This is a genomic window from Streptomyces sp. CB01201, assembly GCF_002803085.1.
In the GTDB taxonomy this organism is placed as follows: Bacteria; Actinomycetota; Actinomycetes; order Streptomycetales; family Streptomycetaceae; genus Streptomyces; species Streptomyces hundungensis.
Genome location: NZ_NNBJ01000002.1, coordinates 602,984 through 628,579, shown reverse-complemented (window position 1 = coordinate 628,579; position 25,596 = coordinate 602,984). Strand labels below are relative to the sequence as shown.

Genomic DNA, 25,596 nt, shown 5'->3' with positions numbered 1-25,596 from the left:
TCACCGCCCTGAGCCACCCCACCCCGCCGAACTCACGGAAAGGCCGCGGCCGATGCCGGACGTCTCCACCACCCGCTTCCCCGTCCCCGTCGACGCCGCCCTGCGCACCGCCGGCTGGCAGCCGGGACGCTGGGACATCCGCCAGGCCGAAGCCTGGGCCGACGTCCTGCGCGCCCACACCTCACCCGCCGGCCACCGCCACAGCGTCTTCCCCGCCGCCGTCGAAGCCTGGGCCGAATTCGGCGGCCTGCGCCTCACCGCCCCCGGACCCGGCCGCCGCAACGCGCCCGCCGCCCTGCGCTTCGACCCCCTCGCCGGACTCCACCTCGCCCGCACGCTCGCCGACCTCGGCCGCGCCCTCGAAACCGATATCGCGCCGCTCGGCGAAGAAGGCGACCAGCAGGCCGTACTGGCCATCGACGCCGTAGGCCGCGTGTACTCCCTCGACCACACCGGCGACTGGTACCTCGGCCCCGACATCGACCACGCCCTCAACACCCTGGTCACCGGCACCCAGCCGATCCGCCTCACCTCGGGCTGACCGCGGCCGGCCTCCCGCCCGCGGGGCCAGGCCCCCCGCCCCCGTCCGTTCCCGGGCGGCCCGCGCCCCTGAAACCCGCCTTCGCCTGCGGACCGCGCAAGCCGTTCGCGCAGTTCCCCGCGCCCCTGAACCCGCTGTCGTCCGTCCACCGTGCGTGGCCGTTCACGCAGTTCCCCGCGCCCCTGACAGCGCCGGTACAGCGGCATCCTCACCCGTCATGGAATCCCCCTGGCCCCTCAAGCGGGGGCGGAGCCCCAGGGGCTACGAGGCCACCGGGGCCCGGTCGGGAAGCACCGCCGACACCCGGAACCCGCCCGCATCCGTCGTACCCGACACGAAAACGCCACCCAGCGCCTTCACCCGCTCCCGCATCCCCACCAGCCCATTGCCCCCACTGGGCAACCCCGCATCCGCCGTGACACCGTCCGCCGGACCGTTCTCCACCTGCATCGCCACCTCGGCCTCCCGCCGGGCGAGACGCACCATCACCTTCGCGCCCGCCGCATGCTTGTGGACGTTGGTCAACGCCTCCTGCACCACCCGGTACGCGGTCTGCTCCACCAGCGCGTCATAGTCCCGCACCTCGCCCTGCACCATCAGCTCCACCACCATCCCGGCCTCCCGGGACTGCCCCACCAGCGCCTCGATGTCCGCGAGGCAGGGCCCCTCCTCCGCGGCCGCCGCCGCAGCGGCCGCAGCCGCACCCACCGCGGCCAGCGGCACCGGATCCACCCGCACCGCCACCGGCTGCTGATCCGCCGACCGCAGCACCCCGAGCATCTCCCGCAGCTCCGTCAACGCCTGCCGGCCCATGTCACCGACCAACGCGGCGTTCTTCACCGCCTTCTCCGGATCCTTGCGCGCCACCGCCTGCAACGCCGCCGCGTGCACCACCATCAACGACACCCGGTGCGCCACCACGTCATGCATCTCCCGGGCGATCCGCGTCCGCTCCTCCGTACGCGCCCACTCCGCCCGCTCCTCGGCCCGGTCCGCGAGCAGCGACAACTCCCGCTCCAGCGAATCCGCCCGCTCCCGCAACGACTCCATCAACCGCCGCCGCGCCCCTATATACAGCCCGTACAGCAGCGGCGGACCCGTGATCCCCAGCGACATCACCGCCGACATCAGCGGCACGTACCAGTACCCCGGGTCGTAATCGCCGCGCGCCACGCTCTGGTGCAGCCGTACGAACGTGACGATGAACGTCCCCGCCACCGACATCCCCGCCAGCGCCGCCGTGATCCGGCGCGGCACCTCCGACGCGGCCAGCGTGTAGAGCCCCACCACGCTCAGCAGGAACCCCATGCTGGCCGGCGTCACCGCGATCGAGACGAGCACCACCGCGATCGGCCACCGCCGCCGCAGCGCCAGCGAAGCCCCCGCCACCAGACCGAGCAGCACCCCCGCCGGCACGGGCAGCCCCGAGTCCCCCGCGAAACCCACACCCTCCAGCGCGCACTCCAGCGCGGAGAACACCCCGAGCGAGACATCCAGCACCGCGCTGCGCCTGCGCTCCCACCACCACCAGCCACGGGAGGTCAACCCCGTGGCTTCCTGGTCAGCCCCCGTTGCGGTCATGGCTCCCAGACTACGGGCGGGCGCGAACGATTTTCCTATGGCTTTCGTCCCGCGCGTGCTGCACAGAATCCTCCCCAACACGCCGTGAAGCGGTATGAATCCTACGATCCGGTGAATCAACCGGATATTCGAGCGCGCATCCGGACGCCGGACGAACGTGTCCGTATGACATCAGCCACACCCGGCAAATACGCCGACTTCGAGGGCCTGCGGCGGCAGGCGATGGCGCTGCGGCGCGAGGGGCTCAGCCTGCGGCAGATCCGCGACCGTCTGCGCATCCACAACAACGACCTCCTCCACCGCCTGGTGAAGGGCGAGCCCGCGCCGGAATGGACGAAGCGGCCGAACGCCAAGGACGACCTGCGCGACCGGGCGAGGACACTCCGCGCAGAGGGCATGACGTACGACCAGATCCAAGCCGAGCTCGGCTGCTCGAAGAGCTCGATATCGCTTTGGGTCCGCGACCTCCCGAAGCCTGAACCTCGCTACACCGACGACGAACGACATGCCCTGATGAACGAGGGTCTCGCGCGCCTGCGCGCAGCCCGGGACGAGGAGCGCCAGGAGACCAAGAGAGCTGCGCGTGACGAGATCGGACGGCTGTCGGACCGGGAGCTGTTCATGGTGGGTGTCGCGCTGTACTGGGCCGAGGGAGCCAAGGACAAGACCTACCGCCGCACCGAGCAGCTGCAATTCATCAACAGCGATCCCAACGTGATCAAGGTGTACCTGCGATGGCTGGAGCTGCTGGGAGTCTCGCGCGAGCGGATGCGCTTCCGCGTCAGCATTCACGAGTCCGGTGACGCGGCCGGGGCCGAGGAGTTCTGGGCCGAACTGGCGGGCGTCGATGTCCCCGTCTTCCAGCGAGCCACCCTCAAGAAGCACAACCCGCGCACCAAGCGGAAGAACACCGCAGAGGCATACCGGGGGTGTTTGGTGGTCTACGTGACGAAAGGTGCTCATCTATACCGTCGCATGGAAGGCGCTTGGTACGGCATAGTGTTGGGTGCCCATCCGGCAACCTGACCGAATGTCCGGTTTAGCCGGTTTCCATCCCCCGTGGTGTAATTGGCAGCACTGGGGCTTTTGGTGCCCTATGTCCGGGTTCGAGTCCTGGCGGGGGAGCATCGCGATCACGGGTCCTGACTGACACCAGTCAGGACCCGCCGCATTTCCCCAGCCCCCACCCCGATTTCATCCGCGAAGCCCCCCGGTATCCTTCGGGTGTCCACCCCCCGAAGCCGAAGGGCACCTCCGTGAGCGCAACCCGCCCGGCCGCCGTCGTCGTCCTCGCCGCGGGTGAGGGCACCCGCATGAAGTCGGCCACTCCCAAGGTTCTGCACGAGATCTGCGGGCGCTCGCTCGTCGGGCACGTCGTGGCAGCCTCCCGTGAGCTGGATCCCGAGCACCTCGTCGTGGTCGTCGGCCATGCCCGCGAGCAGGTCTCCGCCCACCTGGGCGCGATCGACGCCGGAGTGCGCACGGCGGTGCAGTACGAGCAGAACGGCACCGGGCACGCGGTGCGGATGGCGCTGGAGGAGCTGGGCCAGTCCATCGAGGGCACGGTCGTCGTGGTGTGCGGCGACACCCCGCTGCTGACCGGCGCGACGCTGGCGGAGCTGACCCGTACGCACGAGAACGACCGCAACGCGGTGACCGTGCTGACCGCCGAGGTCGCCGACTCGACCGGCTACGGCCGCATCGTGCGCGACGACGTGTCGGGTGCGGTGACCGCGATCGTCGAGCACAAGGACGCCTCCGAGGCGCAGCGCGCGATCCGTGAGATCAACTCGGGTGTGTTCGCGTTCGACGGTGCGCTGCTCGCGGACGCGTTGGGCAAGGTGCGTACGGACAACAGTCAGGGCGAGGAGTACCTGACGGACGTGCTGGGGATCCTGCGGGAGGCGGGGCACCGGGTGGGTGCGTCGCTGGCGGGGGACTTCCGGGAGATCCTGGGGATCAACAACCGGGTGCAGTTGTCCGAGGCGCGCCGTCTGTTGAACGACCGGCTGCTGGAGCGGGCGATGCTCGCGGGTGTGACGGTGGTGGATCCGGCCACGACGTTCGTGGATGTGCAGGTGACGTTCGAGCAGGACGCGGTGGTGCTTCCGGGGACGCAGTTGCTGGGGTCGACGCATCTGGCGTCCGGTGCCGAGGTGGGTCCCAATTCGCGTCTGACGAACACGGTGGTGGGCCGGGGCGCGCGGGTCGACAACGCGGTGTCGTTCGACTCCGAGGTGGGCGAGGGTGCGACGGTCGGTCCGTTCGCCTATCTGCGGCCGGGGACGCGGCTCGGGGCGAAGGCCAAGATCGGTACGTACGTGGAGACGAAGAACGCGTCGATCGGTGAGGGGACGAAGGTTCCGCATCTGTCGTACGTGGGTGACGCGACGATCGGTGAGTACACGAACATCGGCGCGGCCAGTGTGTTCGTGAACTACGACGGTGAGGCGAAGCATCACACGACGATCGGCTCACACTGCAAGACGGGTTCGGACAACATGTTTGTTGCTCCCGTCACAGTGGGGGACGGTGCCTACACCGCCGCGGGTTCGGTCATCACGAAGGATGTGCCGCCCGGTTCGCTGGCCGTCGCCCGGGGCCAGCAGCGGAATATCGAGGGTTGGGTGGAGCGTAAGCGTCCGGGAAGTGCTGCCGCGCAGGCTGCTCAGGCTGCGGCCGAGCAGTCGGGCGGGGAGAACTGACCGGATTCGGGTGCGCCTTTCTCGGGCTACCGTGATAGGTGCACATATTCGGCTGGCTCGCCGCGAAAGGGACCGCGCGGGTGCAGCAGCATCGAACACGTCTGAGGAGACTGTGCTGTGACCGGGATCAAGACGACCGGCGAGAAGAAGCTGATGCTCTTCTCCGGCCGCGCCCACCCCGAGCTGGCCGAGGAGGTTGCGCACCAGTTGGGTGTGGGCCTCGTGCCGACGAAGGCCTTCGACTTCGCGAACGGTGAGATCTACGTTCGTTTCCAGGAGTCGGCGCGTGGTGCGGACTGCTTCCTGATCCAGAGCCACACGGCTCCGATCAACAAGTGGATCATGGAGCAGCTGATCATGATCGACGCCCTGAAGCGGGCGTCGGCGCGATCCATCACCGTGATCGTTCCGTCGTACGGCTATGCCCGTCAGGACAAGAAGCACAAGGGCCGTGAGCCGATCTCGGCGCGGCTGGTGGCCGATCTGCTGAAGACCGCGGGTGCGGACCGCATCCTCACGGTCGATCTGCACACGGACCAGATCCAGGGCTTCTTCGACGGTCCGGTGGATCATCTGACGGCGCTGCCGGTCCTCGCGGACTACGTGGGCGCGAAGGTCGACCGCTCGAAGCTGACGATCGTGTCTCCGGACGCGGGCCGGGTGCGGGTCGCGGACCGCTGGTGCGACCGCCTGGACGCGCCGCTGGCGATCGTGCACAAGCGCCGTGACAAGGAAGTCGCGAACACGGTGACGGTGCACGAGGTCGTCGGTGATGTGAAGGGCCGTGTCTGCGTCCTGGTGGACGACATGATCGACACGGGCGGCACGATCTGCGCCGCCGCGGACGCGTTGTTCGCGCACGGTGCGGAGGACGTCATCGTGACGGCCACGCACGGCATCCTGTCGGGTCCGGCCGCGGACCGTCTGAAGAACTCCAAGGTGAGCGAGTTCGTGTTCACGAACACGCTGCCGGATCCCTCGGATCTGGAGCTCGACAAGATCACGGTGCTGTCGATCGCTCCGTCGATCGCCCGCGCGGTGCGCGAGGTGTTCGAGGACGGCTCGGTGACGAGCCTCTTCGAGGAGAACTAGCCTTAATCTGCTGGGAGTTGGGGCCGCGTCCGGTTTCGGACGCGGCCCTTCTTCATACCCGCGCGTGCCTTCTTCAGGCCCGCTCCCGGCCGTTGCGCAGCGCGTCCACCGCGACCCGCGCGGCGCGCCCGATGGCGGCGTCGGCGGCGGGCAGGGTGGCCGCGGTGGAGGCGGCGCGGGTGAACACGGCGACGGCGTAGCGGCCGCCGTCGGGGTATTCGACGACGCCGGCCTCGTGGCGCTGGGTGGGCAGGGTGCCGGTCTTGCCGCTGACGCGTACGTCGTCGAAGGGGAAGCCGGAGGCGAGCCGGTGGCTCCAGGCCTGGACGCCGAGGACGGCCCGGAGTTCCTCGCCCCAGGCCCCCGCGCAGACTTCGTCGCGCCAGATGGCGGTGAGCAGGGCGGCGATCTCGCGGGGTGTGGAGCGGTTGGTGCGGGCGGGGTCGAGGACGCTGAGGCGGGCGACGGCGGCGGGGTCGACGAGGGCGGCGGGGCCGCCGTCGCCGGTGTCGGCGACCATCGTGGCGTAGAGGCCGGCCTGGTTGTGGACGGCGACGGTTCGGGTCAGGCCGAGGGCGTTCATGGTGGCGTTGACGGTGTCGAGGCCGAGGTGGTCCCAGAGGACGTCGGCGGCGGCGTTGTCGCTGACGGCGACGGCGAGCGAGGCGAGGTCGCGCAGGCTGAGCCGGGCGGCGTCGCGCATGACGGCGAGTCCGGTGGGCCCGGGTGCGCGGGCGCCGGCGGGGATGTCGACGGGGGTGGTGGGGTCGAGGCGTCCGGCGGCGGCTTCGCGGTAGAGGGTGGCGACGAGGCACAGCTTGTGGACGCTGGCGGTGGAGACGGGGGTGTCGGCGGCCAGGGCGACGGTGGCGCCGGTGTCGATGTCGGTGGCGCAGAGTGCTCCGCCGAGGCCGGCGTCGGTGAGGGCGGCGGTGATGCGGCCGCGTACGGGGGTGTTCACAGCGGGAACTCCGATGCGGGGCGGGGGAACAGGCGCCGCGGGGTGGCGGTGGGGAGGAGCCCGGCGTGTTCGCGCAGGACGTCGTGGGCGGCCTCGGTGAACAGGTGCACGGCGGGTCCGTCGCGGCCGGCGGGCCAGGCGGTGGAGGTGCGCCAGGTGACGGGGTTGCCGCGCAACGGGCGCCAGGTGGTGCCGGGTTCGGGGGCGGGCCGGGGCACGAGGGCGGCGACGTGGGTGCCGGACAGGATGAGGGCGCGGGTGAATTCGATGCCGGCGACTTCGCGTACGGCGCCGGGGGTGCAGCCGTGGCGGGCGCAGGCGGTGAGGGTTTCGTCGTGCAGGGCGGGGGCGGTGGGGCGGGGGAAGAGGACGAGTTCGCGGCCGTCGAGGTCGGCAACGTCGATCTCGGGGTGTGCGGCGAGGGGGTCCTGGTCGGCGAGGAGGGCGCCGAGGGGCTGGTGGAGCTGGGGGCCAAAGCCGAGGCCGGTGGCGGGGCAGGGGTGGCGGACGATGCCGGCGTCGAGGGTGCCCGCGGCGAGTTCGGCGGTCAGTTCGGCGGTGGTGAGTTCGCGCAGGTCGAGTTCGCCGCCGGGGCTGCGTTCGCGGTAGGCGGTGAGCAGGGCGGCGACGGTGGCGCCGCCGAGCTGGGGCGGGACGGCGGCGCGCAGGGTGCCGGCGGCGCCGCCCTGGACGCGGCCGACGAGGGTGCGCAGCCGGTCGGCGGCGTCGAGCAGGGCGTCGGTTTCGGCCAGGACGAGGCGGCCGGCGGGGGTGAGGGTGGCGCCGGTGCGGCCGCGGTCCAGGAGGCGGACGCCGAGTTCGCGCTCCAGGCGCTGGATGCGCTGGGACAGGGAGGGCTGGGCGACGCGCAGGCGTTCGGCGGCGCGGCCGAAGTGCTGTTCCTCGGCGACGGTGCGGAAGTACCTGAGGTGCAGCAGCAGGTCCATGAACAGCAAGAATAGGCGAACGCCTATGGAGTCGTCTTCGATAAGCCCGTTCCGCCCCGGGCCCGGGGTTGATCCAATTGGGCGGCCGGGGGGTGGCCGGGTACTCTGGGTCAGTTGCTCGGCGAGGGAGGCCGTACCTGGGGTACGGCGGTCCGTTATCGACGCGCTCTTCGTAGCAGGCCAGTCGTGGCCGGGTGACCACTTTTTCTGGATCACTTTTACGAGGAGTGCACATGTCCGAGGTCAAGCTTTCCGCTGAGGTCCGTACCAGCTTCGGCAAGGGTGCCGCGCGCACCATCCGCCGCGAGAACAAGGTTCCCGGCGTCATCTACGGTCACGGCACCGAGCCGGTCCACGTCACCCTGCCGGGCCACGACCTGCTGCTCGCGCTGCGTACCGCGAACGTCCTGCTGTCCCTGGACATCGACGGCAAGACCGAGCTCGCGATCCCGAAGGCCGTCCAGCGTGACGCCATCAAGGGCTTCCTGGTCCACGTCGACCTGCTGCTCGTCAAGAAGGGCGAGAAGGTCACGGTCGAGATCGCGGTCGAGACCGAGGGCGACCTGGCCCCGGGCAGCTTCCTCGTCGAGAACGTGCTGAACACGATCTCCGTCGAGGCCGAGGCCACCCACATCCCGACCTCCGTCTCCGTCTCCATCGAGGGCCTTGAGGCCGGCGCGGCCATCCACGCCAAGGACATCAAGCTGCCGGCCGGCACCACCCTGGTCACCGACCCCGAGGCCGTCGTCATCCAGATCCTGGCCGCGCAGGCCGAGGAGCCGGCTGCCGAGACCGAGGACGCCGAGGGCGCCGAGGCCTGAGCCGCACGCTCTGCCTGAGATCCGTGCCGGGCACGGACTCCGACGGGGCGGCGGGCCGCACTTGGCCCGCCGCCCCGTTTTTCTGTGTACGTGTTGTTCCTGCTGTACGTGTTGTTCCCGCTGTACGTGACCGAGGAGACGCAGCCCCCATGACGACCGACGACGCGAACGCACCCTGGCTGATCGTGGGCCTGGGCAATCCGGGTCCGGAGTACACCGCGAACCGGCACAACGTCGGGTTCATGGTGGCGGACCTGCTCGCCGAGCGGATCGGCGGCCGGTTCAAGGCGCACAAGGCGCGGGCGCAGGTGGTGGAGGGGCGGATCGGTCCGCCGGGCCCGCTGAACCGCCGGGTGGTCCTTGCGAAGCCGATGTCGTACATGAACCTGTCGGGCGGGCCGGTGACCGCGCTGCGCGACTTCTACAAGGTGCCGGTCGCCAACATCGTTGCGATTCATGACGAGTTGGACATCGACTACGGAGTGCTGCGGCTGAAGCTGGGCGGCGGGGACAACGGGCACAACGGTCTGAAGTCGATCACCAAGTCGCTGGGCGCGGACTATCACCGGGTACGGTTCGGCATCGGGCGCCCGCCGGGGCGGATGCAGGTGGCGGACTTCGTCCTGAAGGACTTCTCCTCCACGGAGCGCAAGGAACTGGGGTACTTCGTGGACCGGGCGGCGGATGCGGCCGAGGCGCTGGTGATCGAGGGCCTGGAGCGGGCCCAGTCGACGTACAACTCCTGACCTGATAACTCCCGACAACGGCTCCCAAAGGGGCCGTCGGCTCCGGCCAGGGTTTGACCGTGCGCGGTCATTGCCGCCAGGATCCGGCCCCATGACGAAGCGGAGCCGTACGTTCTTGCTGGTCGTGGTGCGGGCCGCGGCGGGCCTGGTCGCCGTGGTGCTCGTGGTGGCCGGGTTCTGGTCGTCGTGGGGCACGGCTCAGCACGTGATGCTGTCGAAGGGGCGCGATCACGGGCGGCTGACGGTGACGTCCTGCGCGGACGACGTGTGCACCGGGCGGTACGCGCCCTCGCCCGGGTCCGCCGCGCACGCCCGTGTGACGATCACGGAGTCGGTGGCGGCTCGGCGGGGCGACGATCTGCCGGTGGTCCTGAAGCCGGGCACGACCCAGGCGGTACGCAGCGGCCTCGCTGGCCTGCTGTACGCCTGGCTCCCCCTGGCCGGAGCGCTGCTCCTGGCCTCGCTGCTGGTCGCGGGGGGTTTGCGGATGCCGCGGACGGCGTGGGCGGTGGGGCTCCTCGGCGCCGCCGCGATGGCCTCGGCGTTCATCGCCCTGTAGCCCTCTGCTCCTCACGCCCCGGAGCGGCGCCCGCCCCCTCGCACCCCGCGCGGTCCCACCGGTTCGCGCAGTTCCCCGCGCCCCGCGACCCCCTCCCGCCTGCGGACCGTGCGGCCTGTTTGCGCAGTTCCCCGCGCCCCTGAAACCCGCCTTCTTGCGCGGGCCGTGCGTGGTTGCTCGCGCAGTTCCTCGCGCCCCTGTAGGGGAACCAGGGCCCACCGATCGCGCCCACCGCGGCGGAGCCGCGCAGACGTCACAGCCCCGCGCCCCTGTAGGTGAACCGGGGTCCACCGATCGCGCCCACCGCGGCGGAGCCGCGCACTGTCACAGCCCCGCGCCCCTGTAGGTGCGAGCGCCGTTCAGGCGCGAACGGGTCCGGGGCGGAGCCCCGGGAACGGGCCCCGCCCCTCCCTACATCCCCCGGAGGGTTGCGGGAAGGGGCGGGGTGGGGCGAAAACCCGGGCCGGGGTCAGCCCGTGTTGCGGAGGCCCGCTGCCACGCCGTTCACCGTGAGGAGCAGCGCACGGGACAGCAGCGGGTCCGGGGCCTCGCCCCGGTCGGCCGCCGCGCGCTGGCGTGCGAGGAGCGCGACCTGGAGGTAGGAGATCGGGTCCAGATACGCGTCCCGGATCGCGAACGTCTGCTGCAACACCGGGCTCGCGCCCAGCAGTTCGTCCCGCCCGGTGATCCGCAGAACTTCCCGGACCGTCAGCTCGTGCTCCGCCTCGATCGCCGAGAACACGTGCTTCAGCTCGTCCGGCACGAGCGTGTCGACGTAGTGCCGGGCGATCCGCAGGTCCGTCTTCGCGAGCGTCATCTCCACGTTGGAGAGGAAGTTGCGGAAGAAGTGCCAGCGCTCGCTCATCTCGTCGAGGACCGTGTCGAGCCCGGCCTCGCGCAGCGCCTTGAGCCCGGAGCCGACGCCGAACCAGCCGGGCACGATCTGCCGGGACTGGGTCCAGCCGAACACCCACGGGATGGCCCGCAGCCCGTCGAGGCCCGCGCCGGAGTCGGGGCGGCGCGAGGGACGCGAGCCCAGGTGCAGCTCGGCGAGCTGGTCGACGGGGGTGGACGCGAAGAAGTACGCGGGCAGGTCCGGGTCCTCGACCAGCTTGCGGTACGCCGAGTGCGCGGCGTCGGACACCGTGTCCATGGCCGCGTCCCAGCGCGCGAGCGCCTCGTCGGACTGGCGGGGCGCGGTGTGCAGGGCGGAGGCCTGGAGCGTGGCCGCGACGGTCAGCTCCAGGTTCTCCCTGGCGAGGGACGGGATGAGGTACTTGTCGGAGATGACCTCGCCCTGTTCGGTGACCTTGATCTCGCCTTCGAGGGTGCCCCAGGGCTGGGCGAGGATCGCGTCGTGCGAGGGGCCGCCGCCGCGGCCGACGGTGCCGCCGCGGCCGTGGAAGAGCCGCAGCCGTACGCCGTAGCGGTGGGCGACGTCGCGCAGCCGGCGCTGGGCGCGGTGGATCTCCCACTGGGAGGTGGTGATGCCGCCGAACTTGGAGGAGTCCGAGTAGCCGAGCATGACCTCTTGGACGTCGCCGCGCAGCGAGACGAGGCGCCGGTAGGAGGGGTCGGCCAGCATCTCGTCGAGGATGACGTCGGCGGCGCGCAGCTCGTCGGTGGTCTCCAGGAGCGGCACGATGCCGATCTTGGCCCAGCCGCCGTGCAGGTCGATCAGGCCGGCCTCGCGGGCGAGGACGGCCGCCGCGAACACGTCGTCGGCGCCCTGGCACATCGAGATGATGTACGACTCGATGACCTCGGGCCCGAACCGCTCGAAGGCCTCCTTGATGGTGCCGAACACGCCGAGCGTCTTCTCGCCTGCCGCGTCCAGCGGGGCCGGGGTGGGGGCGAGCGGGCGGCGCGAGCGGAGCTCCTTGGCGAGGAGCTTCTGCCGGTAGTCGCGCGGCATGTCGGCGTAGCGCCAGGACTCCTCGCCGAGCCGGTCGAAGAGCTGGCCGAGCGCGTGGTGGTGGGCGTCGGCGTGTTCGCGTACGTCCATGGTGGCGAGCTGGAGGCCGAACGCCGCGAGGGTGCGGATCGTGCGGTCCATGCGGCCGTCGGCGAACAGGGCGCCGCGGTGGGCGCGCAGCGAGGTCTGGATGAGGGTGAGGTCGGCGATCAGGTCGGCGGTGCCGAGGTAGTCGCGGCCGGGCTGGTGGGTGGTGCCCTTGGCGAGCCGCTCCTTGGTGTGGACGAGCTTCTGCCGGATGGCGGTGGCCTTGAGCCGGTAGGGCTCCTCGGCGTTGAGCCGCTTGTAGCGGGGACTGATCTCGGGGAGGGCTTCGAGGTCGGCCTGGAGCGAGCTGAGCAGCTCTTCGGTGGCGCCCGCGTAGCGGATGGAGTTGGAGAGCAGTCCGCGCAGGAAGTCGATCGTGTCGAGCGCGTCGTTGATGCCGTGCTCGTGCTGGAGGATCAGTACGTCCCAGGTGACCTTGGGGGTCACGTTGGGGTTGCCGTCGCGGTCGCCGCCGATCCAGGTGCCGAAGGTGAGCGGGCGGGTGCCGGGCGGCAGCTCGACGCCGACGCGCTCCAGTTCGGCCGCCAGGTCCTCCAGGACGTCCCCGACGGCGCCGGCGTGCAGCTCGTCGAGGTAGTAGATGGCGTTGCGGGCCTCGTCGGCCGGTTCGGGGCGTACGACACGCAGCTCGTCGGTCTGCCAGATCAGGTCGATGTTCTCGGCCAGGCGCAGGTCGTGCCGGCGCCGGTCGGACTCGACGACCGGGGTTTCCAGGAGCTCGGCGATGCGGCGCAGCTTGTTCAGGACGGAGCGGCGGGCGGCCTCGGTGGGGTGGGCGGTGAAGACCGGCCGGACGTTGAGGTTCTTGACGCTCTGGCGGACGTGCTCGGGGTCGCCGTCCTTGAGCATGTCGGCGGTGCGGGCGAGCAGGCTGCCCTCGGCTGCGCGGTGGGCGCGCAGTTCGCGCCCGCGGTGGACCTGCTCGGTGACGTTCGCGAGGTGGAAGTAGGTGGAGAACGCGCGCACCAGCTTGGCGGCGGTCTCGACTTCGGTGCCGCCGAGGAGTTCGGCGGCGGCTTCGCCGTCGCTCCGGGTCAGCGCGCGGACCCGCTCGACGAGCTCCAGGAGCTCGGGTCCCTCCTGTCGGACGAGGGTCTCGCCCAGGAGGTCACCCAGTCGGCGGATGTCGGCGCGCAGCTCGTGGCTGGCGGCGGGAGTCTGGTCGGCACTGCTCACAGGTGCGGCTCCTTGCAGTGTTTGAGCACGTCTGGAGGGTTCTGGAGGCTTGCGGACCGCGCTGTCCGACGACACCCAGGATAGGTGTCCCGTTCCGCCCCGCCGTCACGGGCTCTTGTCCCCAGCCGTGGCGCTGCCATACTTACGTTGCCGTAGGTTACGCACCCGTAGCCAGGCCTTCCGCTCGTTTTCCTCACCCTGCCGGGGGTACTCCCCATGACCACCAGTCCCGATCTGCTTCCGTCGTCGGACAAGAATCCACTGCCGTCCGCGACCTTGGGCGGCGAGAAAAAGCGCAGCATCGAGCAGATCGCCCTGCTCCTCTTCATCACCGTCCCCTTCGTGGCCCTCGTCCTGGCGGTGCCGCTCGCCTGGGGCTGGGGAGGGGTGAGCTGGCTCGATCTGGGCCTGCTCGTCTTCATGTACTACCTGGGCTGTCACGGTGTGACGATCGGTTTCCATCGTTATTTCACGCACGGCTCGTTCAAGGCGAAGCGCCCGCTGCGGATCGCGCTGGCGGTCGCGGGTTCGATGGCGGTGGAGGGGCCGCTGGTGCGCTGGGTGGCCGACCACCGCAGGCACCACAAGTTCTCGGACGCGGAGGGCGACCCGCATTCGCCGTGGCGTTTCGGCGAGACGCTGCCCGCGCTGATGAAGGGCCTGTGGTGGGCGCACATCGCGTGGATGTTCGACGAGGAGCAGACTTCGCAGGAGAAGTACGCGCCGGATCTCCTCGCCGACCCGGCGATCCGCCGCATCTCGCGCGACTTCGTGTGGTGGACGATCCTGTCGCTCGCGATCCCGCCGCTGGTGGGGGGTCTGGTGACGATGTCGTGGTGGGGCGCGTTCACGGCGTTCTTCTGGGGCTCGCTGGTGCGGGTGGCGCTGCTGCACCACGTGACGTGGTCGATCAACTCGATCTGCCACGCGGTGGGCAAGCGTCCGTTCAAGTCGCGTGACCGCAGCGGCAACGTGTGGTGGCTTGCGGTGCTCTCGTGCGGCGAGTCGTGGCACAACCTGCACCACGCGGACCCGACGTCGGCCCGGCACGGGGTGATGCGGGGGCAGATCGACTCCAGTGCCCGGATCATCCGCTGGTGCGAGCAGTCGGGCCTGGCGTACGACGTGCGCTGGCCGAGCGCGGCACGTATCGACTCCAAGCGGAACGAAGGCGACCGGTCCCGGCGCAAGGAGAAGGCCGCCGAGGCGGCATGATGGAGGACGTGGCGACCGACTCCAGCACCACCCGTACCACCAGCACCACTGGTTCCTCCCGCACCACTGGTTCCTCCCGCTCCGCCGGGGCGTCCGGCTCGGCCGAGAAGCCCCGACGCACCCGCCGGACCCGGATGACCGGGGCCGAGCGCCGGGAGCAACTGCTGGACATCGGTCGCACGCTCTTCGCCGAAAAGGGCTTCGAGGGCACCTCGGTCGAGGAGATCGCCGCGAAGGCGGGCGTCTCCAAGCCGGTGGTGTACGAGCATTTCGGCGGCAAGGAGGGCCTGTACGCGGTCGTCGTGGACCGCGAAATGCGCTCGCTGCTCGACGGGGTGACGGGCGCCCTGACCGCGGGCCATCCGCGTGAACTCCTGGAACAGGCCGCATTCGCACTGCTCGACTACATCGAGACGTATACGGACGGATTCCGCATTCTGGTGCGCGACTCCCCGGTCGCCCAGTCGACCGGAACCTTCGCCTCACTCATCTCCGACATCGCCACCCAGGTCGAGGACATTCTGGGCCTGGAGTTCAAGGCGCGGGGCTTCGACGCGAAACTGGCACCGCTGTACGCGCAGGCGCTGGTCGGCATGGTGGCGCTGACCGGACAGTGGTGGCTGGACGTGCGCAAACCCAAGAAGGCGGAAGTCGCGGCGCACCTGGTGAATCTGGCGTGGCACGGTTTGGACGGTCTTGAACCGAAACCGCGACTCATAGGGCACCGGAAGAGTTGATTCAGCCCACCCCGGTCAAGATCAATCAACACCTGCCCCAATTTTCACTTCAACTACACAAGAATCGGCGGTAGTCTTCACCCACAATCCCGGGGGGGATTCCCGCCATTCCTCGCGTGCCATCACCCATGACGGCCGTCCGTGCCGTCGAGGTGCACGAGCCGCGCACCTTTCCGCGCGCCCATGCGACGACGAATACGCAGCGACGCGATTCTCCCCGGGTCTACCCGCTTATTCCCATGGGGGGAATTTTGTCCTCTGTGCGCACCAAGCGCGCGAGCCGCCTCGCGGCCTGCACCGCCATCGTCCTGTCGGCGGGCATGCTGCTCGCCGGCACGGCCTCGGCAGACTCCAACCCGGCCGGCCCGCACGCCGCCGTGAAGACGCCCAAGCCGGCCGTTGCCCCGAACATCACGCTGCCTCACCCCAAGGCCCCGCTCAAGGCGCCCAACAAGGCCAAGCGCTCGTTGGTCGCGGGCGCTGACGCGGCCGGGGTCGCGAAGCCCCGCTTCGACGTGAACGTCGACGGATACAGCGACCTGCTCGCCCGTGAGCTCAACGACAAGCTGTACCTGGAGGACGGGACCAGCGCGCAGAACCCCGAGTTCTTCGGTCCCCAGAACGCCTACAAGGACCTCATCCTGCCCGGTGACCTGGGTGGCGGCAGCGCTCCCGAGGCCCTCGACCTGTCTCCGAACGGCGTCCTGACGCTGCACCCGGACGTCAGCGCCACCGGCATGTACTCCAGCGGCTGGTCCGGCTCCGGCTGGAACATGTTCAACAAGGTCGTGTCGGTCGCCGATGTCACCGGCGACGGCCACAACGACCTGATGGCCCGCACCCCCGGCGGCGACCTCTACCTGTACGCCGGCACGGGCAACCTGAGCGCGCCGTTCGCGGCGGGCAAGAAGGTCGGCAGCAGCTGGAACATCTTCGACCAGATCGTCGGCGCCAACGACGTGAACGGCGACGGCCTGGGCGATGTCTACGGCCGCACCCCGAACGGCGACCTGTACTTCTACGCGGGCACCGGCAACGCCGCGAACCCGCTGAAGGCGGGCGTCAAGGTCGGCTACGGCTGGGACGCCTACAACCAGATCGTCGCCGTCGACGACCAGAGCGGTGACGACCGCGGCGACCTGGTCGGCCGCGACCTCTCGGGCACGCTGTGGATCTACAACTCGCTGCCCGACGGCCGGCTCCAGGCACGCAAGCAGCTCGGCACGGGCTGGCGGGGCTCCCAGCTCTTCCCGTCCGGCAGCAACCCGGCCTACGGCAAGCAGGACCTGTTCGGCCTCGACGGCGCGGGCACCCTGTCCTACTACTACGGCCAGGGCGACGGCTACCTGTCGGCCGCACACCCCGGCGACAAGGGCGGCTGGGCCGGAGCGAACTACCTCTCCAGCCCCTCCTCGCTCAACAACGCCAAGCGCTGGGCCGACGTCCTGGAGATCGCCTCCTGGGGCAACCTGTACGTCAACGGGGCCGACCTCGGCGGCGGCTGGGGCATCTACAACACCGTCATCGGTGTGGGCGACCTCACCGGTGAGGGCAACGGCGACCTGCTCGCCCGTCAGGGCGGCAACGGCCACCTGTACCTGTACCCGGGCAACGGCCAGGGCACCGGCGTCTACTCGCGCATCGACGTGGGCGCGGGCTGGAACGCGTACGACAAGCTCTTCGGCGCCGGCGACATCAACGGCGACGGCCTGCCGGACCTGCTGGCCCGCACCCCGGGCGGCGAGCTCTACCTGTACGCGGGCACCGGCAACGCCAAGGCCCCGTTCAAGGGCCGGGTCAAGATCGGCACGGGCTGGAACATGTACAGCGGGAAGATGCTCGCGGCCCCCGGCGACCTGACCGGCGACGGCCGCTCGGACATCCTCGCGGTGGACTCGGCGGGCAACCTGTGGCGCTACGACGCCGACGGTTCCGGCGGGCTCAAGGGCCGGGTGAAGATCGGCTACGGCTGGAACACCTACAAGTACGGCATCTACTAGGCCGACCCCAGCGGTACCGAGCGCCCTGCCCCCCTCCGTACGGAGGGGGGCAGGGCGCTCCCGTTGTGGGCGAGTGGCCGGGCGGCTCGGGCGAGCGGTTCAGGCGAGCGGCTCCAGGAACTCCAGGCGGTTGCCGACCGGATCCTCGGAGTAGAACCTGCGGTGCCCCGGCAGGCCCTCGTCCCACACGACCGGTGCGCCGTGTTCCGCGAGCCGGCGGGCGTACGCCGCGATCGAGGTGACCCGCAGCCCGGGGTGGGCCTTCTTCGCGGGCCGGAAGTCCTCCTCGATGCCCAGGTGGAGCTGGACGCCCCCGTACCCGAACCAGCAGCCGCCGCGGGCGGCGAGGGGCGGGGGCTTGGGGATCTCGGTCATGCCGAGGACGTCGCGGTAGTACGTCCTCAGCCGCGGCTCGCTGCCGGGCGGGGCGGCGAGCTGGACGTGGTCGACGGCGGCGAGCATCTCCGTCCCCCTACTTCTTCCTGGCGACCGCGAAGATGCGGCGGAAGGGGAAGACCGTGCCGTGCGGGCCCGGCGGGTAGGCCTCGCGCAGGCGGTCGCGGTATTCGGCGAGCAGGGCGTCGATGGCCTCCTGGTCGCCGTCGAGGGCGGTCAGGACGGGGCGCAGGGCGGTGCCCTTGACCCAGTCGAGGACGGGGTCGGGGCCGGTCAGCAACTGGCAGTAGACGGTTTCCCAGACATCGGTCTCGCAGCCGAGGTCGGCGAGGCGGGTCAGGTAGTCGGCGGGCTCCAGAATGTGGACGTAGCGGCGGCCGTGGTCGTCGAGGCGGCTGCGCCAGCGCGGGGACTCGCAGAGTTCGGCGAGGATCGCGTGGCTGGGCGAGGTGAAATTGCCCGGAACCTGGAAGGCGAAGGTGCCGCCGGGGGTGAGCCCGTCGATCCAGGCCGGGAACGACTCGGGGTGGTTGGGGACCCACTGCAGAGCGGCGTTGGAGACGATCAGGTCGTAGGGCTCGCCGGGCGTCCAGTGCGCGGCGTCGGCGACCTGGAAGTCCAGCCAGCCGCCGCCCGCGGTGGTGCCGGCGAAGTCCTTGTCGGCCTGGGCCAGCATCTGCGGGGAGAGGTCGAAGCCGGTGATGCGGGCGTCGGGCCAGCGGTCGGCGAGGCGGACGGTGACGTTGCCCGGGCCGCAGCCCAGGTCGGCTATCCGGGGCGAGGGGCCGCCGGTCGCGGGCAGGTCGGGTATGCGGGTCAGCAGGTCGAGGAACGGCCGTGTGCGGTGCCCGGCGTGGCGCAGATACTGCTGCGGGTCCCAGACCGGCGGCCCGGGTGGTGTGGTCGACGATGAATCGGAATACATGTTCGAGCCCCCTTGCAGGTACGGCTGGGCGAAGCGGAACAGGGTCCCGGCCCCTCCATGCCCAATGGTGGCTCGATATATATCTTGACGTCAAGAGACTTCACATCGAGGGACCCTCTACACTGATCGACATGGAGGATGAGGTCGACCGACTGGTCGCTGCATGGCGCCGCGAGCGCCCGGACCTCGACGTGGAACCACTTGAGGTGCTCAGCCGGGTGAGCAGGCTGGCCCGCCATCTCGACCGGGCCCGCAGGCTCGCGTTCGCGGAGCACAGCCTGGAGCCCTGGGAGTTCGACGTCCTGACGTCGCTGCGCCGGGCCGGCGCGCCCTACCAGCTCTCCCCCGGCCAGCTTCTGACCCAGACGCTCGTCACCTCGGGCACGATGACCAACCGGATCGACCGGCTCGCCAAGAAGGGCCTGGTCGAGCGGCTGCCCGACCCCAGCGACCGGCGCGGGGTCCTGGTGCGGCTCACCCCCGAGGGGCGCGACCGCGCCGACCAGGCGCTCGCGGGCCTGCTCGAACAGGAGCGGGCCATCCTCGGCGAGCTCAGCCGCAAGGAGCGGGGCGAACTGGCCGCGCTGCTACGCCAGTTGACCGCCCCGTTCGACAACATCCCCGGCTAGGTCGACCGGGCCCACACCGGCCCGGCGGGCCAGCGCGACGGCCGCGAGCGTGGAGTGCACGCCCAGCTTGCCGAGCACGTTCTGCATATGGGTCCGCACCGTGTGCGGGGACAGGAACAGCCGCTCGGCGACCGCCTTGCGCCCGAGCCCGGCCACCATGCAGCGCAGCACCTCGCGCTCGCGCGGGGTGAGCGACTCCACCAGACGCTCGGACTCGGTGCGGTGCTTGCGCGCGGCCGTCAGCTCCCGCAGCACGCCGGTGAGCAGCGCGGGCGGCAGATGCGTCTCGTCCCGCAGTACGCCCCGGATCACGGCGAGCAGCCGTTGCAGGGAGCAGTCCTTGGCGACCCAGCCGCAGGCGCCGGCCTGGAGGGCGAGGGCGGCCCGGCGCGGGTCGTCCTTCTCGGCGAGCACGACGGTACGCACCGCGGGCTGGCCCACGCGGACGCCCGCGACCAGCGAGATGCCGTCCACCAGGCCGTCCGCACCACCGCCGTCGGGCACCACACGGGCGACCGGGACCGCGGCCGATGCGCCCAAGTCCGCGTCGACGAGCATCACATCGAATCTGCGGCCCTCGGCCGCGCCCCGCTCCAGGCAGCGCAGCGCCGCGGGGCCGCTGCCGGCCGCGGCGACGTCCACGTCGGGCTCCGCGGCCAGGGCCGCGGCGAGCGACTCGGCGAAGATGCGATGGTCGTCCACCACGAGAACTCGGATACGTACCAAGTGACACCCCCAGGGTCCGGTGGCGGACCGGTACGGGTACGACGCCCGGAGCCGGCGACCGCAGTCGCACGGCCGCCGCCGTGCACTGAGTTCTACCCCGCCCCGGGCGACGTACCCGACTGTCTCGCCCCCTGATCGACACCGGCCCCCACCGGTGCTGTGCATCAGCGTAGGGCCGTGAGCTGTGAGCGGAAGGCACTTTGCCGAACTGAGGGAACCCGTCCGGCTACTTGGCGTGTGCGCATGTTTAGGGTGAGTGCCATGTTTCGTCTTGAGACAGAAGTGGACAAGGCCCGGCAGGTGCAGCTGGGGCAGCGCCTGCGGGACACCAACACCGAGCGGTCTCCGGCGCTGCGAGCCCTGCGGGGGACGCCGGCCGAGAAGGAAGTGCCGCTCCACGTCTGGGGGTTGAACGAGGAGGGCCTGCTGGCCGGGGGTCTGACCGGGCGGACCTGGGCGGGCTGGCTCCACGTCGACCTCCTGTGGGTGGACCCGGGGCTGCGGTCCGCAGGTCTCGGCACCCAACTCCTCAGCCATGCCGAGGAGTTGGCGCGCTCCGAGCGGGGGTGCGGGTTTGCCCGGGTGGAGACGTGGGACTTCCAGGCGCCGGGGTTCTACCGGGGCCGGGGGTACGAGGTCGTGGCGGTGATCCCCGACTATCCTCCGGGGGTCACGGAGTACACCCTGACCAAGCGGCTTCCCTGACCGGGGGTGCGGCGGGAATCGCCGGGCCTCAGGCCAGGCGCCGGGCCCCCGGCGACGGCACCGCCTCGAATATCCTCGGGGCCGTCAGGGACGCCTGCTCGAAAGCCGCAGCCACGGCCTTCGCGACCGCGTCCAGTGCCGCCTCCTCGGCCAGGACGATCGCCGAGCCCCCGAAGCCCCCGCCCGTCATCCGCGCCCCGAGCGCCCCGGCGGCCACCGCCGTGTCCACCACCAGGTCCAGCTCCGCGCAGGACACCCGCAGATCGTCCCGGAGGGAGGCGTGCCCCTCGGTCAGCACCGGGCCCACCCCGCGGACATCGCCCGCCGCGAGCAGCCCCGCCACCCGCGTCACTCGCTCGTTGTCGCTCACCACGTGCCGCACATAGGCGCGGACCGTCCCGGAGGACAGCTCCCCCAGCGCGTCGGGGAGTCGCGCGTAGGGGAGTTCGCGCAGGGTGCGTACACCCAGCTCCCGCGCGCCCTGCTCGCAGCCGGCGCGCCGCTCCGCGTACGCGCCGTCCCCCAGCGCGTGTTTCACGCGGGTGTCCACCACCAGGAGCCGCAGCCCCTGGGCGGGGAGGTCGAAGGGGATGTGGCGAGTCGTCAGGTCGCGTGCGTCCAGGTGCAGGACATGGCCCGCCACGCAGCACGCCGACGCCGTCTGGTCCATGATCCCGCACGGCACGCCGACGAACGCGTTCTCGGCCCGCTGCGCCAGCGCGGCCAACTCCGGTAGCGAGAGCGGGAGTTCGTACAGGTCGCGCAGGGCGAGGGCGGTGACCACCTCAAGGGCGGCCGAGGAGGACAGGCCCGCCCCCGTCGGCACCGTCGACGTCAGGTGGATGTCCGCGCCCGGCACCGCGTGGCCCGCCTCGCGCAGTGCCCACAGCACGCCCGCCGGGTAGGCCGCCCAGCCCGCGCCGGACAGCGGTGCCAACTCGTCGGCGCGCAGCTCCACCACGGGTCCCGCGATGTCGGCCGAGTGGATCCGCACGGCCCCGTCGGTGCGCCGGGCCACCGCCGCCACCGCCGTGTGCGGCAGGGCGAGCGGCATGACGAAGCCCTCGTTGAAGTCGGTGTACTCGCCGATGAGGTTCACCCGGCCGGGTGCGGCCCACACCCCTTCGGGCTCGTATCCGTACAACGCGCGGAAGGCGGCGGCCACGTCACGTGCCGGAGCACCCCGTTCACTCACCGGCGGGCTCCGTCCGGCGGGCGAACGCCCAGGCGTCCGCGACGATTCCGGCGAGGTCGGCGCGCGAGGGCTGCCAGCCGAGGCGCTCGTGGGCGCGGGCGGCGGAGGCCACCAGGACCGCCGGGTCGCCGCCGCGCCGGCCCGCGACGACCTCGGGGATCTCGTGGCCGGTCACCTTGCGCACGGTCTCGACGACCTCGCGGACCGAGAACCCGTTGCCGTTGCCGAGGTTGCAGACGAGGTGCTCGCCGGCGGTCGCGGCGTCCAGGGCGAGCAGGTGCGCCTCGGCGAGGTCCGCCACGTGGATGTAGTCGCGGACGCAGGTCCCGTCGGGGGTGGGGTAGTCGTCGCCGTAGACGGAGATGAACTCCCGCTCGCCCAGGGCCACTTGGAGCACCAGCGGGATCAGGTGGGATTCGGGGGCGTGGCGCTCCCCGCACCTTCCGTACGCGCCCGCCACGTTGAAGTAGCGCAGGGACACCGCGGCCAGGCCGTGGGCCGCGCACTCGCCGGCGATCATGTGGTCCACCGCCAGCTTGGAGGCGCCGTAGGGGCTGGTGGGGGCGGTGGGGGCGGTCTCGGTGATCGGGGTCGAGACGGGCTCGCCGTAGGTGGCCGCGGTGGAGGAGAACACCAGCGTGCGCACGTCCGCGTCGCGCATCGCGGCGAGCAGCGCCATCGTGCCGCCGACGTTGTTGCTCCAGTACTTCTCGGGGACCGCCACCGACTCGCCGACCTGGGAGAACGCCGCGAAGTGGAGGACGGCGTCGAAGGACGGGTCGAGCCACCGGGCGGCGTCCTGGATGCGGCCCTCGATGAAGGCGGCTCCGGCGGGGACGGCTTCGCGAAAGCCCGTGGAGAGGTCGTCGAGGACGGTCACGGCGTGGCCGGCCTCGACGAGGTGGGCCGCCACCACGCTGCCCACATATCCCGCACCGCCCGTCACCAGGTACTTGCTCACTTGCTGGCCACCTCTCGCAGTCGCTCGGCCGCGGCCTCCGGCGGCACGTCGTTGATGAACACGCTCATGCCGGACTCGGAACCCGCGAGGTACTTCAGCTTGCCGGAAGTGCGGCGGATGGTGAAAAGCTCAAGATGGAGCCCGAACTCGCCCCGCTCGGCGGCGCCCTCGCCCCGGAACGGCGCCTGGTGCCAGGCGGCGATGTAGGGGGTGGGCGGCTCGTCGGGGCCGAAGATCCGGTCGAAGCGGCGCAGGAGTTCCAGGTAGATCCGGGGGAACTCGGCGCGGGCGTCGTCGTCGAGGGCGCGCAGGTCGGGGACGCGGCGCTTGGGGTGGAGGTGTACCTCGTAGGGCCAGTGGGCGGCGTACGGCACGAAGGCCACCCAGTGCTCGCCCTCCAGGACCACCCGGTCGCCTTCGGTGAGCTCGCGCCGGACCACGTCGTCGAAGAGGTTGCGGCCGCCGGTGCGCTCGCGGTGTTCGGCGAGCGAGCGGAGCATGAGGGCGGTGCGCGGGGTGGTGAAGGGGTAGCCGTAGATCTGGCCGTGCGGGTGGCCGAGGGTGACGCCGATCTCGGCGCCCCGGTTCTCGAAGCAGAACACCTGCTGGACCTGCGGGAGTTCGGCGAGTTCGGCGGTGCGGTCGGTCCAGGCCTCCAGGACGAGGGCGGCCTGGTCCTCGGTGAGGTCGGCGAAGGACGCGTCGTGGTCGGGGGTGAAGCAGACGACCTCGCAGCGGCCGGAGTCGCCGGCGAGCGAGGGGAAGCGGTTCTCGAAGACGACGACGTCGTAGTCGGCGGCCGGGATCTCGCTGTCGCGGCCCGCACGCGAGGGGCACAGGGGGCAGGCGTCGGCGGGCGGCAGATAGGTGCGGCCCTGGCGGTGCGAGGCGACGACCACCGTGTCGCCGAGCAGCGGGTCGTGGCGCAGCTCGGACGCGGTGGAGACCGGGTCGAGGGGGCGGTGGTCGGTCTCGTCCCGGACGAGGTCGTCCCGCGCGTCGTAGTAGAGCAGCTCACGTCCGTCGGCGAGCCGGGTCGACGTCTTCTTCACCTGCAACCTCCACCATCCAACAGAATCGCACACAACAAACCACAAGCCAACAGCGTCCGTCAATGGGCGCGCAAGCGCTTGCCGCGCCCTGAACGATCACCGCCAGCGGCGATGCCGAAACGCACCCTCGATCACAATCAAACAAACAATCTCATCAAAACTGTTCAGTTTCTGAACACGGAGGCGTAGGTTCCCGTCCGGATCAGTAAGCGCGACGAAGCGAGTACGCATGCAATATCTGGCCGCGGGGCTCCGGCTCCCCACCAACGGGCTCGACTACACGATTCTGGCGATCTACTTCATCGTCGTCCTGGGCATCGGCTTCGCCGCCCGCGCCAGTGTGAAGACCAGCCTCGACTTCTTCCTGTCGGGCCGCTCACTGCCGGCCTGGGTCACCGGCCTCGCCTTCGTCGCGGCCAACCTCGGCGCCACCGAGATCCTCGGCATGTCCGCGACCAGCGCCCAGTACGGCGTGGCGGTCGTGCACTGGTACTGGATCGGCGCCATCCCGGCGATGGTCTTCCTCGGGCTCGTGATGATGCCCTTCTACTACGGCTCGAAGGTCCGCTCCGTACCGGAGTTCCTGCTCCAGCGCTTCGACAAGTCGGCGCATCTGCTCTCCTCGGCGCTGTTCGCGTTCGCCGCCGTGCTGATCGCGGGCGTCAACCTCTACGCCCTCTCGATCGTCGTGGAGGCCCTGCTCGGCTGGCCGCAGTGGGTGGCGATCGTGGTCGCCGGTCTCTTCGTGCTGGCCTACATCACCATCGGCGGCCTCTCCTCGGCGATCTACAACGAGGTGCTCCAGTTCTTCGTGATCCTGGCCGCGCTCATACCGCTGACCATCCTCGGCCTCAAGCGGGTCGGCGGCTGGGACGGCCTGACCAGCTCGCTCAAGAGCAGCCACGGCCACAACTTCCTGTCCGCGTGGGGCGGCACCGGCATCGGCCAGTCCAACCCGCTCGGCGCCAACTGGCTGACCATCGTGCTCGGCCTCGGCTTCGTGCTGTCCTTCGGCTACTGGACGACCAACTTCGCCGAGGTGCAGCGGGCACTGTCCGCGAAGAACCTCAGCGCGGCCCGGCGCACCCCGCTGATCGCGGCGTTCCCGAAGATGTTCATCGTGTTCCTGGTGATGATCCCGGGCCTGGTCGCGGCCGTCCTGGTGCCGAAGATCGGCACCCCCGGCTCGTCCCTCACCTACAACGACGCGATCCCGCTGCTCATGCAGGACCTGCTGCCCAACGGCGTGCTCGGCATCGCGGTGACCGGTCTGCTCGCCGCGTTCATGGCCGGCATGGCGGCCAACGTGTCGTCCTTCAACACCGTGTTCACGTACGACATCTGGGCCAAGTACGTGAAGAAGGACCAGCCCGACGGCTACTACCTGCGCTTCGGGCGGCTGATCACCGCGATCGGCGTGCTCGCCTCGATCGGCACGGCGTTCATCGCGTCCTCGTTCTCCAACATCATGGGCTACCTCCAGACCCTGTTCTCCTTCTTCAACGTGCCGATGTTCGTGGTGTTCGTGATCGGCATGTTCTGGAAGCGGGCCTCGGTGAAGTCGGGCGTGTGGGGCCTGCTCGCGGGCACCACGGCCGCGATGGTCAACTACTTCTGGATCTACAAGCAGGGCGTCATCTCGATCCCGACCGACCAGGGCGCCAACTTCGTCTCGGCGATCGTCGGCTTCGTGGCCGGCGCGGTGGTCATGGTGGCCGTCACCCTGTTCACGGCGCCCAAGCCCGCCGCCGAACTGGCCGGCCTGGTGTACGGGACGAAGTCGCCCGGCGTCGAGGAGCCGCCCGCCGAGGGCGACAGCGCCTGGTACCGCAAGCCCGCCCTGCTCGGCTGGGGCGCGATCGTGCTCGCCGCGCTCTGCTACGTCCCCTACTCGTTCTGACCG

General features: G+C 70.7%; 23 protein-coding genes and 1 tRNA gene. 14 read left to right on the top strand and 10 right to left on the bottom strand.

Annotation, left to right across the window (positions count from 1 at the left end; translation table 11 throughout):
- Positions 1–52 precede the first annotated feature (52 nt).
- Positions 53–541 carry an SUKH-3 domain-containing protein gene (locus CG740_RS07390; protein WP_100574132.1) on the top strand — a complete coding sequence of 163 codons (489 nt, stop codon included), beginning with the start codon at positions 53–55 and terminating at the stop codon, positions 539–541.
- Between the two features lie 261 nt (positions 542–802).
- Here the strand turns inward: CG740_RS07390 and CG740_RS07385 are convergent, their stop codons facing one another.
- Positions 803–2,122: a sensor histidine kinase gene (locus CG740_RS07385; protein ID WP_100574131.1), complete on the bottom strand. Its 1,320-nt coding sequence runs from the start codon at positions 2,120–2,122 to the stop codon at positions 803–805.
- Positions 2,123–2,287: 165 nt separating this feature from the next.
- Here CG740_RS07385 and CG740_RS07380 point away from each other — a divergent pair, with 165 nt between their 5' ends.
- The 4 genes from CG740_RS07380 to CG740_RS07365 all read left to right on the top strand — a co-directional run bounded on the left by CG740_RS07380 (position 2,288) and on the right by CG740_RS07365 (position 5,919).
- Positions 2,288–3,148, top strand: coding sequence for a hypothetical protein (locus CG740_RS07380; RefSeq protein ID WP_100574130.1), 861 nt, complete (start codon positions 2,288–2,290; stop codon positions 3,146–3,148).
- A gap of 27 nt (positions 3,149–3,175) precedes the next feature.
- Positions 3,176–3,247, top strand: a tRNA-Gln gene (locus tag CG740_RS07375).
- Between the two features lie 131 nt (positions 3,248–3,378).
- Positions 3,379–4,827 carry a bifunctional UDP-N-acetylglucosamine diphosphorylase/glucosamine-1-phosphate N-acetyltransferase GlmU gene (gene glmU, locus CG740_RS07370; protein ID WP_100574129.1) on the top strand — a complete coding sequence of 483 codons (1,449 nt, stop codon included), beginning with the start codon at positions 3,379–3,381 and terminating at the stop codon, positions 4,825–4,827.
- 117 nt (positions 4,828–4,944) lie between these two features.
- On the top strand, positions 4,945–5,919 hold the full coding sequence (locus CG740_RS07365; protein ID WP_100574128.1) for a ribose-phosphate diphosphokinase: 975 nt from the start codon (positions 4,945–4,947) through the stop codon (positions 5,917–5,919).
- Between the two features lie 73 nt (positions 5,920–5,992).
- Here CG740_RS07365 and CG740_RS07360 read toward each other — a convergent pair whose 3' ends face one another.
- Both CG740_RS07360 and CG740_RS07355 read right to left on the bottom strand, forming a co-directional pair.
- A complete protein-coding gene (locus tag CG740_RS07360; RefSeq protein WP_100574127.1) occupies positions 5,993–6,880 on the bottom strand; it encodes a serine hydrolase in 888 nt (295 codons plus the stop codon).
- Positions 6,877–7,827 (bottom strand): LysR family transcriptional regulator, encoded by a 951-nt coding sequence (locus CG740_RS07355; RefSeq protein WP_100574290.1) that lies wholly within the window; start codon positions 7,825–7,827, stop codon positions 6,877–6,879. Before CG740_RS07355 ends, CG740_RS07360 begins: the two co-directional genes overlap by 4 nt.
- 233 nt (positions 7,828–8,060) lie before the next feature.
- Here CG740_RS07355 and CG740_RS07350 point away from each other — a divergent pair, with 233 nt between their 5' ends.
- The 3 genes from CG740_RS07350 (at position 8,061) to CG740_RS07340 (ending at position 9,953) form a co-directional block, all read left to right on the top strand.
- Positions 8,061–8,648, top strand: a complete 588-nt coding sequence (locus tag CG740_RS07350; protein ID WP_100574126.1) for a 50S ribosomal protein L25/general stress protein Ctc — start codon at positions 8,061–8,063, stop codon at positions 8,646–8,648.
- A gap of 149 nt (positions 8,649–8,797) precedes the next feature.
- Positions 8,798–9,394, top strand: coding sequence for an aminoacyl-tRNA hydrolase (pth, locus tag CG740_RS07345; protein ID WP_100574125.1), 597 nt, complete (start codon positions 8,798–8,800; stop codon positions 9,392–9,394).
- Between the two features lie 91 nt (positions 9,395–9,485).
- Positions 9,486–9,953 carry a hypothetical protein gene (locus tag CG740_RS07340; RefSeq protein WP_100574124.1) on the top strand — a complete coding sequence of 156 codons (468 nt, stop codon included), beginning with the start codon at positions 9,486–9,488 and terminating at the stop codon, positions 9,951–9,953.
- Positions 9,954–10,422: 469 nt separating this feature from the next.
- On the opposite strand, the gene ppc is transcribed toward CG740_RS07340, so the two are convergent.
- Complete coding sequence (gene ppc / locus CG740_RS07335; RefSeq protein WP_100574123.1) at positions 10,423–13,152, bottom strand: phosphoenolpyruvate carboxylase; 2,730 nt, start codon at positions 13,150–13,152, stop codon at positions 10,423–10,425.
- Between the two features lie 216 nt (positions 13,153–13,368).
- On the opposite strand from ppc, the gene CG740_RS07330 reads away from it, so the two are divergent.
- From CG740_RS07330 to CG740_RS07320, 3 genes are all read left to right on the top strand, one after another.
- A complete protein-coding gene (locus CG740_RS07330) occupies positions 13,369–14,367 on the top strand; it encodes an acyl-CoA desaturase (protein WP_100574122.1) in 999 nt (332 codons plus the stop codon).
- Positions 14,364–15,104: a TetR/AcrR family transcriptional regulator gene (locus CG740_RS07325; RefSeq protein WP_100574121.1), complete on the top strand. Its 741-nt coding sequence runs from the start codon at positions 14,364–14,366 to the stop codon at positions 15,102–15,104. Before CG740_RS07330 ends, CG740_RS07325 begins: the two co-directional genes overlap by 4 nt.
- A 260-nt stretch (positions 15,105–15,364) precedes the next feature.
- Positions 15,365–17,104 (top strand): FG-GAP repeat domain-containing protein, encoded by a 1,740-nt coding sequence (locus CG740_RS07320; RefSeq protein WP_234376108.1) that lies wholly within the window; start codon positions 15,365–15,367, stop codon positions 17,102–17,104.
- 99 nt (positions 17,105–17,203) lie between these two features.
- Here CG740_RS07320 and CG740_RS07315 read toward each other — a convergent pair whose 3' ends face one another.
- Both CG740_RS07315 and CG740_RS07310 read right to left on the bottom strand, forming a co-directional pair.
- The gene (locus CG740_RS07315; RefSeq protein WP_100574120.1) at positions 17,204–17,566 is read right to left on the bottom strand and encodes a VOC family protein; all 363 of its coding nucleotides are present in this window, start codon (positions 17,564–17,566) and stop codon (positions 17,204–17,206) included.
- A 10-nt stretch (positions 17,567–17,576) separates the two neighbouring features.
- Positions 17,577–18,425 carry a trans-aconitate 2-methyltransferase gene (locus tag CG740_RS07310; RefSeq protein ID WP_100574119.1) on the bottom strand — a complete coding sequence of 283 codons (849 nt, stop codon included), beginning with the start codon at positions 18,423–18,425 and terminating at the stop codon, positions 17,577–17,579.
- 131 nt (positions 18,426–18,556) lie between these two features.
- Here CG740_RS07310 and CG740_RS07305 point away from each other — a divergent pair, with 131 nt between their 5' ends.
- A complete protein-coding gene (locus tag CG740_RS07305; RefSeq protein WP_100574118.1) occupies positions 18,557–19,054 on the top strand; it encodes a MarR family winged helix-turn-helix transcriptional regulator in 498 nt (165 codons plus the stop codon).
- Here CG740_RS07305 and CG740_RS07300 read toward each other — a convergent pair.
- Entirely contained in the window at positions 19,013–19,780 is a 768-nt protein-coding gene (locus tag CG740_RS07300; RefSeq protein WP_199846362.1) for a LuxR C-terminal-related transcriptional regulator, read from the bottom strand. The genes CG740_RS07305 and CG740_RS07300 overlap by 42 nt on opposite strands.
- Positions 19,781–20,041: 261 nt before the next feature.
- Between CG740_RS07300 and CG740_RS07295 the strand changes: the two genes are divergently transcribed.
- Positions 20,042–20,485: a GNAT family N-acetyltransferase gene (locus tag CG740_RS07295; protein ID WP_100574288.1), complete on the top strand. Its 444-nt coding sequence runs from the start codon at positions 20,042–20,044 to the stop codon at positions 20,483–20,485.
- Positions 20,486–20,513: 28 nt separating this feature from the next.
- Here CG740_RS07295 and galK read toward each other — a convergent pair whose 3' ends face one another.
- Genes galK through galT form a run of 3 tightly spaced genes read right to left on the bottom strand, consistent with a single transcriptional unit; the run spans position 20,514 to position 23,693 of the window.
- Positions 20,514–21,680 (bottom strand): galactokinase, encoded by a 1,167-nt coding sequence (gene galK / locus CG740_RS07290; protein WP_100574116.1) that lies wholly within the window; start codon positions 21,678–21,680, stop codon positions 20,514–20,516.
- A complete protein-coding gene (gene galE, locus CG740_RS07285; RefSeq protein WP_100574115.1) occupies positions 21,673–22,641 on the bottom strand; it encodes a UDP-glucose 4-epimerase GalE in 969 nt (322 codons plus the stop codon). Before galE ends, galK begins: the two co-directional genes overlap by 8 nt.
- A complete protein-coding gene (gene galT, locus CG740_RS07280) occupies positions 22,638–23,693 on the bottom strand; it encodes a galactose-1-phosphate uridylyltransferase (RefSeq protein ID WP_100574114.1) in 1,056 nt (351 codons plus the stop codon). Before galT ends, galE begins: the two co-directional genes overlap by 4 nt.
- 229 nt (positions 23,694–23,922) lie before the next feature.
- Here galT and CG740_RS07275 point away from each other — a divergent pair, with 229 nt between their 5' ends.
- On the top strand, positions 23,923–25,593 hold the full coding sequence (locus CG740_RS07275) for a sodium:solute symporter family protein (RefSeq protein WP_100574113.1): 1,671 nt from the start codon (positions 23,923–23,925) through the stop codon (positions 25,591–25,593).
- Positions 25,594–25,596: the final 3 nt, after the last annotated feature.

Excerpts from the sequence above, each read along its gene's own strand:
- CG740_RS07305 (WP_100574118.1), top strand. The coding sequence starts at position 18,557 with ATGGAGGATGAGGTCGACCGACTGGTCGCTGCATGGCGCCGCGAGCGC.
- CG740_RS07310 (WP_100574119.1), bottom strand. The coding sequence starts at position 18,425 with ATGTATTCCGATTCATCGTCGACCACACCACCCGGGCCGCCGGTCTGG.
- CG740_RS07325 (WP_100574121.1), top strand. The coding sequence starts at position 14,364 with ATGATGGAGGACGTGGCGACCGACTCCAGCACCACCCGTACCACCAGC.
- CG740_RS07385 (WP_100574131.1), bottom strand. The coding sequence starts at position 2,122 with ATGACCGCAACGGGGGCTGACCAGGAAGCCACGGGGTTGACCTCCCGT.
- CG740_RS07275 (WP_100574113.1), top strand. The coding sequence starts at position 23,923 with ATGCAATATCTGGCCGCGGGGCTCCGGCTCCCCACCAACGGGCTCGAC.
- CG740_RS07295 (WP_100574288.1), top strand. The coding sequence starts at position 20,042 with ATGTTTCGTCTTGAGACAGAAGTGGACAAGGCCCGGCAGGTGCAGCTG.
- pth (WP_100574125.1), top strand. The coding sequence starts at position 8,798 with ATGACGACCGACGACGCGAACGCACCCTGGCTGATCGTGGGCCTGGGC.
- CG740_RS07380 (WP_100574130.1), top strand. The coding sequence starts at position 2,288 with ATGACATCAGCCACACCCGGCAAATACGCCGACTTCGAGGGCCTGCGG.
- CG740_RS07355 (WP_100574290.1), bottom strand. The coding sequence starts at position 7,827 with ATGGACCTGCTGCTGCACCTCAGGTACTTCCGCACCGTCGCCGAGGAA.
- CG740_RS07350 (WP_100574126.1), top strand. The coding sequence starts at position 8,061 with ATGTCCGAGGTCAAGCTTTCCGCTGAGGTCCGTACCAGCTTCGGCAAG.
- CG740_RS07315 (WP_100574120.1), bottom strand. The coding sequence starts at position 17,566 with ATGCTCGCCGCCGTCGACCACGTCCAGCTCGCCGCCCCGCCCGGCAGC.
- CG740_RS07390 (WP_100574132.1), top strand. The coding sequence starts at position 53 with ATGCCGGACGTCTCCACCACCCGCTTCCCCGTCCCCGTCGACGCCGCC.
- CG740_RS07340 (WP_100574124.1), top strand. The coding sequence starts at position 9,486 with ATGACGAAGCGGAGCCGTACGTTCTTGCTGGTCGTGGTGCGGGCCGCG.
- CG740_RS07330 (WP_100574122.1), top strand. The coding sequence starts at position 13,369 with ATGACCACCAGTCCCGATCTGCTTCCGTCGTCGGACAAGAATCCACTG.